Origin of the sequence: Neorhizobium sp. AL 9.2.2 (genome assembly GCF_013317225.1) — a bacterium.
GTDB classification, from domain to species: domain Bacteria; phylum Pseudomonadota; class Alphaproteobacteria; order Rhizobiales; family Rhizobiaceae; genus Neorhizobium; species Neorhizobium soli.
In genome coordinates this window covers 264,340-279,782 of sequence record NZ_JAALXU010000007.1, presented here as the reverse complement: position 1 = coordinate 279,782, position 15,443 = coordinate 264,340, and the positions used below count along the sequence as shown (strand labels likewise).

The following is a 15,443-nucleotide window of genomic DNA, read 5'->3' as shown; positions in this document are numbered from 1 at the left end:
TACCCGCATCCTGATGTGCATGAAGTGCATAGGCGTCCGCACGCGCGTGTTGGCTCTTACATCAGCGGGGTTTATCCGTGGCTAAATCTGTCGACAGTTTCAATTGTCGCTCCGTCCTTACCGTAGGCGGTAAGGACTATGTCTATTACAGCCTTCCGAAAGCCGAGCAGAATGGTCTGCCGGACGTTTCCAAGCTGCCCTTCTCGATGAAGGTTCTGCTTGAAAACCTGTTGCGCTTCGAAGACGGAAAGTCCGTTACCAAGGACCAGATCCTGTCGGTTGCCGAATGGCTCAACAACAAGGGTCTGGCCGAGGCTGAGATCGCTTATCGTCCAGCCCGCGTGCTGATGCAGGACTTCACCGGCGTTCCGGCAGTCGTCGATCTCGCAGCCATGCGCGACGGCATCAAGGCACTCGGCGGCGATCCTGAAAAGATCAACCCGCTGGTTCCGGTCGATCTCGTCATCGACCACTCGGTCATCGTCGACGAATTCGGCACGCCGACTGCTTTTGCCCGCAACGTCGAGCTCGAATACGAGCGCAACGGCGAGCGTTACCGCTTCCTCAAGTGGGGCCAGCAGGCGTTCAAGAATTTCCGCGTCGTTCCGCCCGGCACCGGCATCTGCCACCAGGTGAACTTCGAATATCTCGGTCAGACGGTCTGGACCAGTGAAGAGGACGGCGAAACCGTCGCTTATCCGGACACCTGCGTCGGCACCGATTCGCACACGACCATGATCAATGGTCTCGGCGTTCTCGGCTGGGGCGTCGGTGGTATCGAAGCGGAAGCCTCGATGCTCGGCCAGCCGGTCTCGATGCTTCTACCTGAAGTCATCGGCTTCAAGCTGACCGGCAAGCTCAAGGAAGGCGTTACCGCGACCGACCTCGTGCTGACAGTCGTGCAGATGCTGCGCAAGAAGGGCGTGGTTTCCAAGTTCGTCGAATTCTTCGGCCCAGGCATGGACAACATGCCGGTCGCAGACCGCGCGACAATCGGCAACATGGGTCCGGAATACGGCGCGACTTGCGGCTTCTTCCCGGTCGATGCCGAAACCGTCAGCTACCTCCACATGTCCGGTCGCACCAAGGAGCGCATTGCGCTCGTTGAAGCCTATTCGAAGGCTCAGGGCATGTGGCGCGACACCGACGGTGCCGAGCTGGTCTTCACCGACACGCTGGAACTCGACCTCAACGACGTCGTGCCGTCGATGGCCGGCCCGAAGCGTCCGGAAGGTCGCATCTCGCTCGAGAACATCGCATCCGGTTTTGCCGGCTCGATGGACACCGACTACAAGAAGCCGGGCCAGCTTGAAAACCGCTACCCGGTCGAAGGCACGGATTACGATCTTGGTCATGGCGATGTGGCGATTGCCGCCATCACGTCCTGCACCAACACGTCCAACCCATCGGTCCTGATCGCTGCCGGCCTTCTCGCCCGCAACGCAGTCGCCAAGGGTCTGACGTCCAAGCCTTGGGTCAAGACGTCGCTTGCACCGGGATCTCAGGTTGTTGGCGAATATCTCGCCAAGTCCGGCCTGCAGGATTCGCTCGATGCGATCGGCTTCAACCTCGTCGGCTTCGGCTGCACGACCTGCATCGGCAATTCCGGTCCGCTGCCGGCGCCGATCTCCAAGACGATCAACGACAAGGGCCTGATTGCCGCCGGCGTTCTTTCCGGCAACCGCAATTTCGAAGGCCGTATCTCGCCTGACGTCCAGGCCAACTACCTGGCTTCGCCGCCGCTCGTCGTCGCTTATGCGCTGGCCGGCTCGGTGCGCAAGGACCTGACCACGGAACCGCTCGGCATCGGCAGCGATGGCCAGCCGGTATTCCTCAAGGATGTCTGGCCGACCTCGAAGGAAGTCCAGGAGTTCATCCAGAAATACGTGACCCGCGAACTGTTCGAGAGCAAGTATGCGGACGTGTTCAAGGGCGACGAGAACTGGCAGGCAGTCCAGATCCCTGACGGCGACACCTATGCATGGGACGACAAGTCGACCTATGTGCAGAACCCGCCGTATTTCGTCGGCATGGGCAAGACGGGAACCGGTCTCAAGAACATCCACGGCGCACGCGTGCTTGGCCTGTTCGGCGACAAGATCACCACCGACCACATCTCGCCGGCCGGTTCGATCAAGGCTGCTTCGCCAGCCGGTGCTTACCTCTCGGAGAACGGCGTCGCCGTTGCCGACTTCAACCAGTACGGCACGCGTCGCGGCAATCATGAAGTCATGATGCGCGGCACGTTCGCCAACATCCGCATCCGCAACCACATGCTCGGCCCGAACGGCAAGGAAGGTGGCTACACCATCCACTATCCGTCCAAGGAAGAGATGTCGATTTACGATGCGGCCATGAAGTACAAGGACGAAGGCACGCCGCTGGTCATCTTCGCCGGCGTCGAATACGGCAACGGCTCCTCGCGTGACTGGGCTGCAAAGGGTACCAACCTGCTCGGCGTCAAGGCCGTCATCGCGCAGTCGTTCGAGCGTATCCACCGCTCCAACCTGGTCGGCATGGGCGTCGTTCCCTTCGTCTTCGAAGAGGGCGTGACCTGGGCCTCGCTCGACCTCAAGGGTGACGAGACGGTCGAGATCGTCGGTCTCGAAGGCGATATCAAGCCGCGCGAATGGAAGATCGCAAAGATCACCTATGGCGACGGTTCGGTGAAGGAAATCAACATCCTTTGCCGCATCGATACGCTGGACGAGGTGATCTACATGAACAACGGCGGCATTCTGCAGACCGTTCTTCGCGATCTGGTCGCGTAACAAACATCATCCACCCGCCGGTCAGACCGGCGGGTGGAATTTCTTACGCGCGATCGGCTCACCCTCGTAGCTGCGCTTGTCGCAACACTTCGTCAGCCCGGATTCCTGGGCTGTACGCTCAATTCCCCTGACCAGCACGGGGATGCGGTGGTGAGCATTTCGCCTTGGCCACCGACGTTAAGGTCTTCATTCCTTGTCCCTCATCATTTTCATCGGCATGGCCGTCACGGTTTTCCTGACGTCGCTCCTGTCTGGAATTTTCGGCATGGCGGGCGGGCTGATCCTCTTGTGGGTCCTGCTGTTTCTCTATCCGGTCGGCACCGCCATCGCGATCCAGGGCGTCATCCAGATGGTCTCCAACGGATCCCGCGCCTGGTTCTCCCGCGCCTATATCGACTGGAAGATCCTCTCGGTCCTGTGTTCCGGCGTGGCCGTCTCCGCCGTCATCCTGTTTCTGACGAGCTATACGCCAAGCTTGATCGTGGTCCTGATCGGTGTCGGCCTGATGCCGGTTCTCGTCTGGCTGCCGGTCAACAGGCTGCAGCTCGATGCATCCCGTCCTTCACATGCTTTTCTTGCGGGGTTGCTGTCCGGCGGCATGACGATCAGCGTCGGCGTGGCGGGTCCGACGGTCGATATCTTCTTCATTCGCACCGAGATGGACCGGCGCAAGGTCATCGCCACCAAGGCGTCGATCCAGACGATCTCGCATCTGGCAAAGATCGCCTTCTACTGGGATGCCGCTTCGAACCTTCCGACCGTCGACATGGTGGCGGTGCTGCTCGCAGCGCCAATCGCCATCCTCGGCGCACGCGCTGGCAACGGTATCCTGCAAAAGATGACGGACGCCAATTTTCGGAACTGGACCCGATGGGTGGTGACCGGCGTCGGCGCGGTCTACCTGACCCAGGGATTGCTGAGCTTTTTCTAACAGGCGGAACGGGCCGGACACGCGATCGCAGAGAGCGATCACATGTCGGATCCTCACCCGTTCGTGACTTCCTCTTGAACCGGTGCCGCGGTTACTTATCCGGCGTCCCACCGTTATGGCCTTGATTGCCCCTCGCAATCGTGGATAACAAACAACCTATCAAAGGGTTTGCCATTCATGCTGCTTCGTTTTCGCTCCATGGTCGTCGTTGCCGGTCTGCTGATAGCAGGCTCGGCTTCGGCAGGGGAATCGAAGGCCCCGAAGGGCGTCGTGGAACTGTTCACCTCGCAGGGCTGTGCCTCCTGTCCGCCTGCGGACACCACGTTCAGCCAGCTTGTGGCCCAGGGCGACGTCGTGGCGCTGTCCTATCACGTCGACTACTGGAACTATCTCGGCTGGACCGATACGCTTGCCTCCAAGGAGAATACCGAGCGTCAGTACGGCTATGCCAAGACGATGGGCCGCAGCGGCGTCTACACGCCGCAGGCCATCATCAACGGTCGCGATCATGTCAAAGGTACGGATCTGGTCGGCATCAACTCCAAGGTCGATGGTATGCGCAGCAAGGGAGAGGGGCTGGTTGTTCCCGTCTCGGCTGCCATGCACGGAGACGAGATCGAAATCGAGATCGGCGCCGGCAATGCACAGATACCGGCCGAGGCCGAAGTCGTCGTCGCCTACTTCACGAAGAAGCAGCAGGTCGAGGTGACGAAGGGCGAAAACAGCGGCAAGAACATGGATTACTGGCATAGCGTCTACGACGTGCAGTCCGTTGGCATGTGGAACGGCCAGACCATTTCGCTGAAACTGCCAGGCAAGCTGATGGGCAAGTCCAAGAAGGACGGTTGCGCAATCCTGCTTCAGGCATCGGGCCCGAACGGCGAGCCGGCCGAAATCATCGGCGCAACAATCCTGATGGCCGGGCGCAAGAAGCTGGACGACTGACAGGGCATACCAACACCGCTCACCAGCAAGCTGGTCGCGGAGCGCCGCGCGCTCATTCTTTTCGACGGGAAGTTTGTTGGCGGCCCGGTCCAAATCCACTGGGGGGCTGGGGGTAAGGGTCAGCGAACCGAACCGGGCCAAATGGCGCTAAAGAACGCGCCAAACCAACATCTACAATCTCGCTTGCAATTCGGGCGCTGTTTTGACCGAAATACGGCTTTCTCAGAAAACATCGCGGCAGCCGGTAACCTGGTATGGCAGCGTTGCAATTTCTAAAATGTCGGGGCACACTGTCACTGCTTTGACATCTATGATTGGGAGTCTTGATGACCGATCAGCCTGAATTTCCGAGGGGCCACCGGCCTCACGATGCTGCCGTCGTCGTCAATCTCAGCGAATACCGACAGAGCCTCGATCCTGCGCCCGTGACGTTTCACCGTCGAGAGCTCGACTCCATCCTGTGGATCTATGGTCGGATGGTGGGCGAGGGCGAGTGGAAGGATTACGCGATCGATCACCTGAAGGACAAGGCCGTCTTTTCGATCTTCAAGCGATCGGGCGAGCTGCCGCTGTTCAGGATCGAGAAGAACCCCAAGCTTGCCAACAAGCAGGGTGCCTATTCCGTCATCAACACGAACGGCGTGATCCTGAAGCGTGGTCACGAGCTGCCACAGGTGTTGAAAGTGTTCGACAAGGCGCTGAAGCTCATCGACTGAACTGGTTCACTCGGTGAACAGCGAACCGGGATAGACCGTCGGGTCAGGCGGTGTATCCCTAGCCTCGCCGAGTGCAATCTGCATCAGGACCGTGTCCAGCCACTGACCGTGCTTGAAGCCGGTGCCTTTCAGCGTACCGGTCATTTCGAAGCCTAGGCTCTTGTGGACCGCGACGGATGCGGGGCTTGCGCCACCGATCACGGCCACCATCTGGCGAAAGCCGAGCGCTGTGCAGCGGCTGAGCAGTTCCTGCAGCAGTGCCTTCCCGGCACCCTTTCCACGCGCCCCCGGAGAGAGATAGATCGAATCCTCTACCAGCCAGCGATAGGCCGGCCGCGTGCGGAAGGCGGATGCATAGGCATAGCCGATGAGGACGCCGGCGTCGTCGATGGCGGCGATGTAAGGATAGCCCTTCTCGCGGATGGCGTGGAAGCGCGCGGTCATCTCTTTCAGATCAGGCGGGGTGATCTCGTAGCTTGCGGTGCCGTTCAGCACACTGTCCCGGTAGATGGCCGTGATGGCGGGTAGGTCGTCGGTTGTGACGTCGCGAAGGTGCTGGGGCATGGCAGGACTTGGGGCTTGAAGTGAGGCAGCAAGCCTATGACGCAGCCTCCCGGCGGGCAACAAAAAAGGCGACCTTGCGGCCGCCTTCTTGTGTGTCGTCTGGTCTGTCTTCCATTCCGTGGATCAGTTGTTACGGTTGCCCATGAACTGAAGCAGGAAGGTGAACAGGTTGATGAAGTCGAGGTAGAGCGTCAGGGCGCCCATGATCGCCTTGCGGCCCATGACCGTCGCATCATCCGCGTCGTAGTACATTTCCTTGATCTTCTGCGTGTCGTAGGCGGTAAGGCCTGCGAAGATCAGCACGCCAATCGCGGAGATCGCGAAGCCGAGTGCCGAAGACGCCAGGAAGATGTTCACGATCGAGGCGATGATCAGGCCGAACAGGCCCATGATCAGGAACGAGCCCATTGCCGACAGGCTTCTCTTCGTCGTGTAGCCGTAGAGCGACAGGGCGCCGAACGAAGCTGCGGTCACGAAGAACGTCTGCACGATGCTCTGGCCGGTAAAGACCAGGAATATCGACGACAGCGAAAGACCCATCAGGGCGGCGTAGCCCCAGAATGTTGCCTGCGCGGCGCTTACGCTCATCTTGTTGATCCTGAAGCTCAGGAAGAACACGACAGCGAGCGGCGACAGCATCACGACCCAACGCAGCGGGCTTGCAAACAGCAGCTGGCCGAAGGGGGTCAGCTGGCCATCGGCGACGGCCATCTGCCAGGTCGCGAATGCCGCGATGCCGGTGATTGCCAGGCCGAGTGCCATCAGGTTGTAGACCTTGAGCATATAGGCGCGCAGGCCTTCATCGATCATCGCACCCGATTGCGCACCCGTCTGGGCGGCTCGGTTTTGATAGTTGTTGAAGTCAGCCATAGTATCCTCTTCAAGCTCCGGAATTAGTCACGGTGTCGGGCCCTAACGGTCAGACCCAGGCGCCGCTGCGGAGCCCAGCAAGCCTACCATCAAATATGAGGCGATAACCGCGCCTATACAAGGGGGAAGCGCGCCAATGGATCCCGATCGGCCCGATCACAATTCCCGGAGGACCGGGGCAGCCTTCTGGCCGAGCACGCGCCACGTGCCGATAAGCCCGATGCCGACCGTCAACACAAGCGCCCCCACAACCGTGGTGATCGCCACATCCGGCAGGAAGGTGGAGGGAAGGCGCATGATGCGCGACACGATGAACCAGGCAGAGACCCCGCCGGCCAGAAGCGCAAATACGGCGGTGGCGAAGCCGAGGATCATGTATTCGTAGCTGAAGGCGCGAATGAGCATCGATCGTGTTCCGCCGAGAGTCTTCAGGATCACCGCATCATGGGTGCGTGCGCGGTTTCCGGCGGCGAGTGCGCCGGCAAGCACCAGAACCGAAGCGATCAGCGCGACGGCGGCCGCCGCCCGGATCGCGGTTGCGAGCTGGCCGATCAACTGATCGACGATATCAATCGCATCCTTGACCCTAACACTCGTAATGGTCGGATAGGCATTGCTGACGGAGCGCAGGATTGTCGCTTCCTGCTGCGCCGTTGCCGATGGATCGGTGAGGGTCGCAAGCCAGGCATGCGGTGCACCTCGGAACGTGTTGGGCGAAAACACCATCACGAAGTTGATGGAAAGCGATTCCCACTGGACGTTGCGGAAGCTGGAGATCTTGGCGGTGATGTTGCGGCCGAGCACGTTGACGGTGACGGTATCGCCGAGTTTCAGGCCGAGTTCGCCCGCTTCTTCCGCCGAAAATGAAACGAGAGGCTCGCCGTCATAGTCGGCCGGCCACCATTCACCCTGCGTCAGGGTCGAGCTTTCCGGCTTGTTCTTGGCGTAAGTGATGCCGCGATCGCCGCGCAGAACCCAACGGCCCTTTGCCGGAACATTCATCTGACTGACATCCTGACCGTTGAAGGCGAGGATGCGACCCCGCAGCATCGGCACCTCGAACAGCTTGGCGCCGGGTGCCTGCTCCTGCAGCAGCTTGCGGAAACCATCGACTTCGGCGCTCTGGACATCGACGAAGAAGAAGTTCGGCGCGTTGCGGGCGATGTTGCCGGTCAGCTGGTTGCGCATGTTGCCGTCGATCAGCGCCAGCGTCACCAGGAGTGCCAGACCGAGGCCGAGCGAGAGCACGACCGAGGGCGTCAGGGCGCCGGGACGGTGGATATTGCCGAGTGCCAGCCTCAAGGCCGGCGAACTGACGCGCGGGGCACGACGGGCAAGCCACGCAATGAGCGCCGCCACAAGCCGCAGCAGCACGAACGCGCAGGCGACCGCGCCGAGGAAGACCGAGGCGACGAAGTGATTTTCGGACGAGAAGATCGCAAGGATTGCGAGAGCGGCGAGTGCTGCGCCTGCGGCTGCCAGATACGGCCAGGATGGAAGCCGGCCCGTGTCGAAACTCTGTTCTCTGAACAAAGCTGTGGCAGGGACCTCGCGCGCATGTCCAAGCGGCAGAATGGCGAAGGCAAAGGTGATCAGCAGACCGAACAGGGCGGCAAGCCCAAGCGCCGACGGATAGATGTTGATGCCATCCGGTACCGGAAGCACGCCTTCGAGAAAGCGCAGTGCCACGATGGGCGACACGGCGCCGATGACGAGGCCGGCCAGAATGCCGATCACTGCCAGAACCATGATCTGGAACAGGTAGATCAGCGTGACAACAGTTGCGGGTGCGCCGAGGCACTTGAACGTGGCGATCGTGGTGCGTTTGGCATCGAGGAAGGCCCGCACGGCGTTCGCCACGCCGACACCGCCGACGATCAGCGCGGTGAGGCCGACCAGTGTCAGAAACTGCGAGAAGCGCTCGACGTTCTCGGTAAGCGAGGGGGCTGCGCGGTCGCTGCTTCGGATCGACCAGCCGGCGGCCGGGAACTCGCGGTTGGCGCGATCGGCCAACCCGGTTCGGCTGGCAGGATCACGCAGCTTGATCTTGTAGGCGTGTTCGACAAGGCTGCCGTTTGCCATCAGGCCCGACGCCTGCAGCGCTTCCCGGCTGACCATCAGGCGGGGCGCAAAGCCGAAGCCATCGGACACCGCGTCCGGTTCCGACGCGATCGTGCCGCGCAGGACGAGCCTGATATTGCCAAGCAACAGTTCGTCGCCAGTCTTGATGCCGAGGCGCTCGAGCAGAAGCGGAGCGGCCAGTGCGCCGAAGGTCTCGCCCTGTTTGGCGACGAGTTCCTGCAGGGGCGCGGCCGGCTCGGCCTTAAACTCGCCGTAGAGCGGATAGGCGCCGTCGACGGCCTTGACCTCGACCAGCGCCTGTTCGGATCCATCCGGCTTGCGGGCCATGGAGCGAAGGCCGGTTGAGACAGACATTTGGCCGAGCCCGCTCAAGAAGGCGCGTTCCTGTTCGGTCGCTTCGCGGTTGTTCAGCTCAAAACGAATATCGCCTGCAAGCAGTTGCTGGCCCTGGCCGGCAATCGCTTCGGTAATGGCGCGCGAAACGGAATTGACGGCGGCGATGGAGCCGGTGCCAAGGGCGATGCAGGCGAGGAAGATGTAGAAGCCGCTAAGGCCGCCGCGCATTTCCCGCAATGCCAGGCGCAGTGCAATTTTCAGCCGGGGGACCGCGACCATCATACGGATGCGACCTGAACGGCCGGAGCGCCTGCTCCGTCGTCGATGATTTCGCCGGAGCGGACGCGGATCTGGCGCGAGCAGCGGGCAGCGAGCGAAATGTCATGGGTGACGAGGATCATCGTCATGCCGCGCTCGGCCTGCTTGGAAAACAGAAGGTCGGCGATCTGGCGCCCGGTCTCGGTGTCGAGATTGCCGGTCGGTTCGTCCGCGATCAGCACGGCGGGCGAGGGGGCGAGTGCGCGGGCAATCGCTACGCGCTGCTGTTCACCGCCAGAGAGCTGGCCGGGATAGTGGTGCAGGCGTTCACCCAGGCCAACGGCTGTCAGCTCGCGGCGGGCGATCTCGAACGGATCCTTCGCATTTGCAAGCTCCAGCGGGACCGCGACGTTTTCGAGCGCGGTCATGTTGGCGATGAGGTGAAACGACTGGAAGACGATACCGATATTGCGGCCGCGGAAATCCGCCAGCGCATCTTCGGAAAGGTTGTGAAGCGCCTGGCCGTTAATGACGATCTCGCCGCTGTCGAGACGCTCGAGGCCGGCCAGCACCATCAGCAGTGTCGATTTGCCCGAACCCGAGGGGCCGACGATGCCGACCGCTTCTCCTGCGTCGACGTCAAGATCCATGCTCTTCAAAACGTGAACGGATGCCGCCGCGCTGCCGAGGGTGAGATCGGCTTTTCGCAGCGTGATGATGGTTTTAGTCAATGCAGACCGTCCTATATAGGCTTCAAGAGCAATTCATGCCGCGCTGCGGTTAAGCCCAAATCTAGGAGACCGATCGTGCGTTTTAAAGCAAGACCGCTTCAATTCCTCGTCATGATACTGGCAGCACTGACCGCAGCCCCGGTTTTCGCTCAGAACAAGACCCTCCAGATCGTCGGCTTTGGAGACAGTCTGATGGCCGGCTATCAGCTGGCGCCGGCAGAATCCTACACCGCCCAGCTCGAGGCGGCGCTGAAGGCGAAGGGCCTCAATGTGGCGATCAACAATGCCGGCGTGTCCGGCGATACCAGTTCCGGCGGGCGTGGACGCATCGACTGGTCGGTTCCAGATGGCACTGATGGCGTGATCCTTGAGCTTGGCGCCAATGATGCGCTGCGCGGCATCGCACCCGAGCAGACGGAAAAGAACCTCGATGCGATGATCACGCGGCTGAAGGCGCGCAACATTGCGATCTATCTGGTTGGCATCATGGCGCCGCCGAACATGGGCAGCGACTATGCGCAGAAGTTCAACCCGATCTACGAACGGCTCGCCAAGAAACACGCGCTGCCGCTTTATCCGTTCTTCCTCGATGGCGTGACCACGGTTGCCGGAATGCAGCTCGAAGACGGCATGCATCCGAACGCAAAGGGTGTCGCAGCCATGGTCGAAAAGAGCCTTCCTTCGGTCGAAGCGTTCCTTGGGGACATCGGTAGTCAGCAAAAATAATATCTTGCGCGGAAGCGAGTTGCATGTTCCGCTGTTAGCATCTGCAAAAGATTCGAGGAGGTCCCTATGCCGAGACTTTTCATCGCCCTCGAAGTTCCACGCAATGTCGCGATGAGCCTGTCGCTGCTCCGTGGCGGCATCCCCGGCGCACGGTGGATCGATGTGGAGAACTATCACATCACCCTTCGCTTCATCGGCGACATCGACGGACGGACCGCAGACGAGATCGTCGACCGGCTGGACCGGATCGACCGTCCGGAATTCCAGCTAAAGCTGACAGGTATCGGTTCGTTCGGGTCCAAGAAGCCGCATTCGATCTTTGCCGGTGTCTCCCCGTCGCCCGAACTTCACGCGCTGCAGGGGGAAACCGAGCGGATCTGCCAGCGTCTCGGACTGGCGCCGGATCCGCGGAAATTCACGCCGCATGTCACTCTGGCACGTCTCAAACACTGCCGACTCGATGAAGTCGTACATTACCTTTCAGGGCGCGGGAATTTTCACACCGCGCCCTTTGTCGTTCCGCGTTTCGTGCTGATGTCTTCCAAGGAATCCTGCGGTGGCGGGCCCTACCTGACGGAGGAAATCTTCCCGCTGCGCGAGCTCAGCTACGGCTATGCCCAGGACGAGATGGAAACAGCCGAGCACCGTTTCTAGTCTCTGGCGAAGGTATGCTGATGGCTTATGAGGTGCTGGACAGAGAAGCGATCGAGCGCGAGATCGCCACTCTCGATGGCTGGACGATGGGCCCTGATGGCGACGCGATCACGAGGAGCTTTGTCTTTGCGTCGTTTCGCCAAGCCTTCGGGTTCATGGCGGAATGCGCGTTGGCGGCTGAAAAACTCGACCATCATCCGGACTGGTCCAACAGCTATTCGCGTGTCGAGGTGCAACTCACCACGCATGCGAAGAAGGGGCTGACAGATCGTGATTTTAAGCTGGCGCGAGCCATGGACGAGGCATTTCGCGCACGGATCGTCACGCCCCGGAATTGAACTTCACACCGGCATTCCCATATGCTGATGCATTGAAGCGAGCATCTGGAGTGACGGAATGAGCGTGGATGAGGTCAAGATCGGCGAGATCCTTCTGCCCGGCGACGAAAAAACGCAGGATCGCCGGGAAAAGCAGGTGCGTGCCAGGTTCTGGCCGACGATGCGGCGAGCCGCGCGGCAAATTCCATTCAGCCGCGATCTGGTCGCCGCCTATTACTGCGCCGTGGACCGAAAAACACCCTTGCGCGTTCGCGGGACCTTGCTGGCAGCGCTCGCCTATTTCATTCTCCCCATCGACATCGTCCCGGATTTCTTTGCGGTCGTCGGCTTCAGCGATGATATCGCGGTTCTTGCTGCGGCCCTGCGCATGATCCAGGGCCATATCAACGACGGACATTACGACGCAGCAGACAGCGCGCTTGCCGATCACCCCGATATTGCAGCCGGAATGAAGACGAGCGGCTGATCCGGCCGCCCCGCCGCTTCAGTTCGGTGAAGTCTCTTCCAGTGCTCGCCGCAGGCGCTCGAACGCCAGCCTGATGCGCGACTTTACGGTGCCCAGCGGAAGCCCGGTCGAAGCGGCGATTTCGGAATGGGACTGACCCAGGAAAAAGGCGGCCCGCACCAGCTTCATCTGCTCGTCCGGAATCTGTGAAAGGGCATCGCGGACCCGCTCGTCGCGCTCCTTGCTTTCAAACAGGGTGTCGACGCCCGGTACCTCCGCCAAGGCAAGAAATGTCTCCTGGCCGTCAAACTTGCGGTTTCGGGCGCGGCGCTTTGCATCGATGTGGCGGTTTCGTGCGACCCGGAACAGCCAGGTCGACAGGCTTGATCTTGCGGGATCATAGAGGCTGGCACGATGCCAAAGGATGGTCATGACATCCTGGACGAGTTCTTCTGCCTCGTCCGAATTCATGCCGCGCTTCATCAGCCAGGATTTCAGGCGTGGCGCGAAATGATCAAAAAGCGCAGTGAACGCGTCTTGATCACGCGTTGCAGCCACTGCCCTGACCAGGCGGGCGAAGCGGTCTCTCTCGTCCCCTAGCATCTAACCGGCAGTAGGCTTTCTTTGTGAGTAGGCGTCAGCTTTGCGACTATCCTACCGTATCAGTAGAAAAACGGGTAGCGGTTTTAAGCAGGATTTATACGTAGTTTCAAAGTGCTGCGGCCTGCGTCATCGGACGGACAAACTCTTGCCCAAATCGTTGTTGAGTGATGCGCCCAGAAAACCCGACGTCTGGAACGGGCATCATCAAACGCAACCCTGCGCCGCATTCGACCACATCCCGGTTCACTACATATTCAGCATCCAACCGATAGTGTTGACTCTTTGGTAACCGGAATGAAGTCAAAATGGGACCCGACCGTTGGGACGCCGCATATGACGCCCAGACATGACGCCGAGAAGGCATGTCCGTACTGGCCCGGCTCGGGCCCTTGAAATTACGAAAATTGGCAGGAGATCATGGCCGCTAGAACCGTCGCAATCGCATTGGCGCTTACTCTCGCCGGAATTGGCGCAGGACTTGGCGCCGGCACGGGTACCGCTTCCGCCCAGACGCCGAACCGCATCCAGCAGTTCAAGGCGTGGGGTGCGTATTCCTACAAGCAGGGCGCGGCTACGGTCTGCTACGTCTTGTCCGTCCCGACGACCAAGGAGCCAGCAAGCGTCGATCACGGCGATATCTTCTTCATCGTGTCGCAGCGCCCGGGCCAGAACATCTCCTACGAACCGCAGGCGATGATGGGCTACACGATGCAGACCAATTCCAAGGTCACCGTGACGATCGACAACAAGAACTTCACGATGTTCACCAAGGACAAGGCCGCCTGGGTCGAGAACGCCGCCGAAGAACCGGCTCTCGTTGCTGCGATGCGCACCGGTCAGAAGATGAGCGTCAGCGCCGTATCCGGTCGCGGCACCAAGACGTCCTACGCCTATTCGCTGCAGGGCATTTCAGCGGCTCTGAAGCAGGTCGAATCCTGCAAGTAAGCAGAGATTGCCACCACCGCATTGGAAGGCCGGTCATCGACCGGCCTTTTGCGTTTGACGAAGAATAGTGACGTGGCGTCGTTTTGATGATAAAGCGCCCGTCAAGATTAGTCCTGCGCGACCGTTCCTCGGAAAGTCGCTTACCCGGGACGCCATGATTTCACAGAAAGACATGCCACGGCGATGCGCGAAACCTGCGCTGGGCGAAGGCATGTTATTCGAACGGGATATGAAGAAATGTCGGTCTCCGAGGCCTTTGCGCCTGTCGCCATCAAGAAGCCGCTCGTCGCCAATCCGGACCTCTATAGCGAAAAACCGTCGCTGATCGGCCTGTCGCGCGAGGATATGGGCGCGGCGCTGCGAGAAAAGGGCATACCGGAAAAGCAGGCGCGGATGCGGGTCAGCCAGCTCTGGCACTGGCTCTACATTCGCGGCGTGTCGGATTTCGACGCGATGACGAATGTCGCCAAGGACATGCGCGAAATGCTGAAGACGCATTTCACGATTGCGCGTCCCGAAGTGGTGGAAGAGCAGATCTCCAATGACGGCACGCGCAAGTGGCTGCTGCGCTTTCCGCCGCGCGGTGCCGGCCGTCCGGTCGAGGTCGAAACGGTCTATATTCCCGAAGAGGGCCGCGGCACGCTGTGCATATCCAGCCAGGTCGGCTGTTCGCTCACCTGTTCCTTCTGCCATACCGGCACCCAGCGCCTCGTGCGCAACCTGACGGCCGAGGAAATCCTTGGCCAGCTGCTTCTGGCGCGCGACCGGCTGGGGGATTTCCCCGGTGCCGACACGCCGCCCGGCGCTTTCGTGCCGACTGGCGACCGCAAGGTCACGAATGTCGTCATGATGGGCATGGGCGAGCCGCTCTACAATTTCGAAAGCGTCAAGACGGCGCTGCTGATCGCGACAGACGGCGACGGGCTTTCGCTGTCAAAGCGTCGTGTCACGCTGTCGACGTCGGGCGTCGTGCCGGAAATCTATCGGACCGGCACGGAAATCGGCGTGATGCTGGCGATCTCGCTGCATGCGGTCCGCGACGAACTGCGCGACATGCTGGTGCCGATCAACAAGAAGTATCCGTTGAAGGAACTGCTGGAAGCCTGCCGCCAGTATCCGAGCCTGTCCAACGCCCGTCGCATCACATTCGAATATGTGATGCTGAAGGACGTCAACGACAGCCTCGAGGATGCCAAGCTGCTGACCCAGATGCTGAAGGGCATTCCGGCTAAGATCAATCTCATCCCGTTCAACCCGTGGCCCGGTACCAATTACCAGTGCTCGGACTGGGAGACGATCACCAAGTTTGCCGACTTCATCAACCAGGCAGGCTATGCCTCGCCGATCCGCACGCCACGCGGCCGCGACATTCTCGCCGCCTGTGGTCAGCTGAAGTCGGAATCGGAGCGCATGCGCAAGACGGAGCGTCTCGCCTTCGAAGCGATGATGATCGCCGGCCATGGCGAAGACGACTGACGCCGGGAGGGCTTCGATTGCTGGCTGAACCGGCTCGAAGCCTGGAAACCTC

At 60.6% G+C, this 15,443-nt stretch carries 15 protein-coding genes; 10 read left to right on the top strand and 5 right to left on the bottom strand.

Annotated elements, in window-relative coordinates:
• The first annotated feature begins 77 nt into the window (after positions 1–77).
• The 4 genes from acnA (at position 78) to G6K99_RS16245 (ending at position 5,363) form a co-directional block, all read left to right on the top strand.
• Entirely contained in the window at positions 78–2,771 is a 2,694-nt protein-coding gene (gene acnA, locus G6K99_RS16260; protein WP_062462356.1) for an aconitate hydratase AcnA, read from the top strand.
• A gap of 193 nt (positions 2,772–2,964) precedes the next feature.
• Positions 2,965–3,702 carry a sulfite exporter TauE/SafE family protein gene (locus tag G6K99_RS16255; RefSeq protein WP_202048834.1) on the top strand — a complete coding sequence of 246 codons (738 nt, stop codon included), beginning with the start codon at positions 2,965–2,967 and terminating at the stop codon, positions 3,700–3,702.
• Positions 3,703–3,879: 177 nt separating this feature from the next.
• Positions 3,880–4,647 (top strand): thioredoxin family protein, encoded by a 768-nt coding sequence (locus tag G6K99_RS16250; RefSeq protein WP_174197155.1) that lies wholly within the window; start codon positions 3,880–3,882, stop codon positions 4,645–4,647.
• A 326-nt stretch (positions 4,648–4,973) separates the two neighbouring features.
• Positions 4,974–5,363 (top strand): DUF2794 domain-containing protein, encoded by a 390-nt coding sequence (locus G6K99_RS16245; RefSeq protein WP_062462366.1) that lies wholly within the window; start codon positions 4,974–4,976, stop codon positions 5,361–5,363.
• A 6-nt stretch (positions 5,364–5,369) separates the two neighbouring features.
• Here the strand turns inward: G6K99_RS16245 and G6K99_RS16240 are convergent, their stop codons facing one another.
• From G6K99_RS16240 to G6K99_RS16225, 4 genes are all read right to left on the bottom strand, one after another.
• Positions 5,370–5,927: a GNAT family N-acetyltransferase gene (locus tag G6K99_RS16240; RefSeq protein ID WP_062462370.1), complete on the bottom strand. Its 558-nt coding sequence runs from the start codon at positions 5,925–5,927 to the stop codon at positions 5,370–5,372.
• Positions 5,928–6,050: 123 nt separating this feature from the next.
• Positions 6,051–6,797: a Bax inhibitor-1/YccA family protein gene (locus G6K99_RS16235; protein WP_062581634.1), complete on the bottom strand. Its 747-nt coding sequence runs from the start codon at positions 6,795–6,797 to the stop codon at positions 6,051–6,053.
• A 156-nt stretch (positions 6,798–6,953) separates the two neighbouring features.
• On the bottom strand, positions 6,954–9,497 hold the full coding sequence (locus G6K99_RS16230) for an ABC transporter permease (protein WP_174197154.1): 2,544 nt from the start codon (positions 9,495–9,497) through the stop codon (positions 6,954–6,956).
• Positions 9,494–10,204 (bottom strand): ABC transporter ATP-binding protein, encoded by a 711-nt coding sequence (locus G6K99_RS16225; RefSeq protein WP_062581638.1) that lies wholly within the window; start codon positions 10,202–10,204, stop codon positions 9,494–9,496. The genes G6K99_RS16230 and G6K99_RS16225 overlap by 4 nt, the downstream gene beginning before the upstream one ends.
• 75 nt (positions 10,205–10,279) lie before the next feature.
• Here G6K99_RS16225 and G6K99_RS16220 point away from each other — a divergent pair, with 75 nt between their 5' ends.
• From G6K99_RS16220 to G6K99_RS16205, 4 genes are all read left to right on the top strand, one after another.
• Complete coding sequence (locus tag G6K99_RS16220) at positions 10,280–10,930, top strand: GDSL-type esterase/lipase family protein (RefSeq protein WP_174197153.1); 651 nt, start codon at positions 10,280–10,282, stop codon at positions 10,928–10,930.
• Positions 10,931–10,996: 66 nt separating this feature from the next.
• Positions 10,997–11,584 (top strand): RNA 2',3'-cyclic phosphodiesterase, encoded by a 588-nt coding sequence (thpR, locus tag G6K99_RS16215; RefSeq protein WP_092659293.1) that lies wholly within the window; start codon positions 10,997–10,999, stop codon positions 11,582–11,584.
• Between the two features lie 20 nt (positions 11,585–11,604).
• Positions 11,605–11,922, top strand: a complete 318-nt coding sequence (locus G6K99_RS16210) for a 4a-hydroxytetrahydrobiopterin dehydratase (protein WP_092660928.1) — start codon at positions 11,605–11,607, stop codon at positions 11,920–11,922.
• Positions 11,923–11,986: 64 nt separating this feature from the next.
• Positions 11,987–12,388 carry a DUF1232 domain-containing protein gene (locus tag G6K99_RS16205; protein WP_174197240.1) on the top strand — a complete coding sequence of 134 codons (402 nt, stop codon included), beginning with the start codon at positions 11,987–11,989 and terminating at the stop codon, positions 12,386–12,388.
• Positions 12,389–12,406: 18 nt separating this feature from the next.
• Here G6K99_RS16205 and G6K99_RS16200 read toward each other — a convergent pair whose 3' ends face one another.
• A complete protein-coding gene (locus tag G6K99_RS16200; RefSeq protein ID WP_062462388.1) occupies positions 12,407–12,970 on the bottom strand; it encodes a sigma-70 family RNA polymerase sigma factor in 564 nt (187 codons plus the stop codon).
• Between the two features lie 417 nt (positions 12,971–13,387).
• On the opposite strand from G6K99_RS16200, the gene G6K99_RS16195 reads away from it, so the two are divergent.
• Together G6K99_RS16195 and rlmN are read left to right on the top strand one after the other, a co-directional pair.
• Entirely contained in the window at positions 13,388–13,915 is a 528-nt protein-coding gene (locus G6K99_RS16195) for an invasion associated locus B family protein (protein WP_062462391.1), read from the top strand.
• 237 nt (positions 13,916–14,152) lie between these two features.
• On the top strand, positions 14,153–15,391 hold the full coding sequence (gene rlmN, locus G6K99_RS16190; RefSeq protein ID WP_174197152.1) for a 23S rRNA (adenine(2503)-C(2))-methyltransferase RlmN: 1,239 nt from the start codon (positions 14,153–14,155) through the stop codon (positions 15,389–15,391).
• Positions 15,392–15,443: the final 52 nt, after the last annotated feature.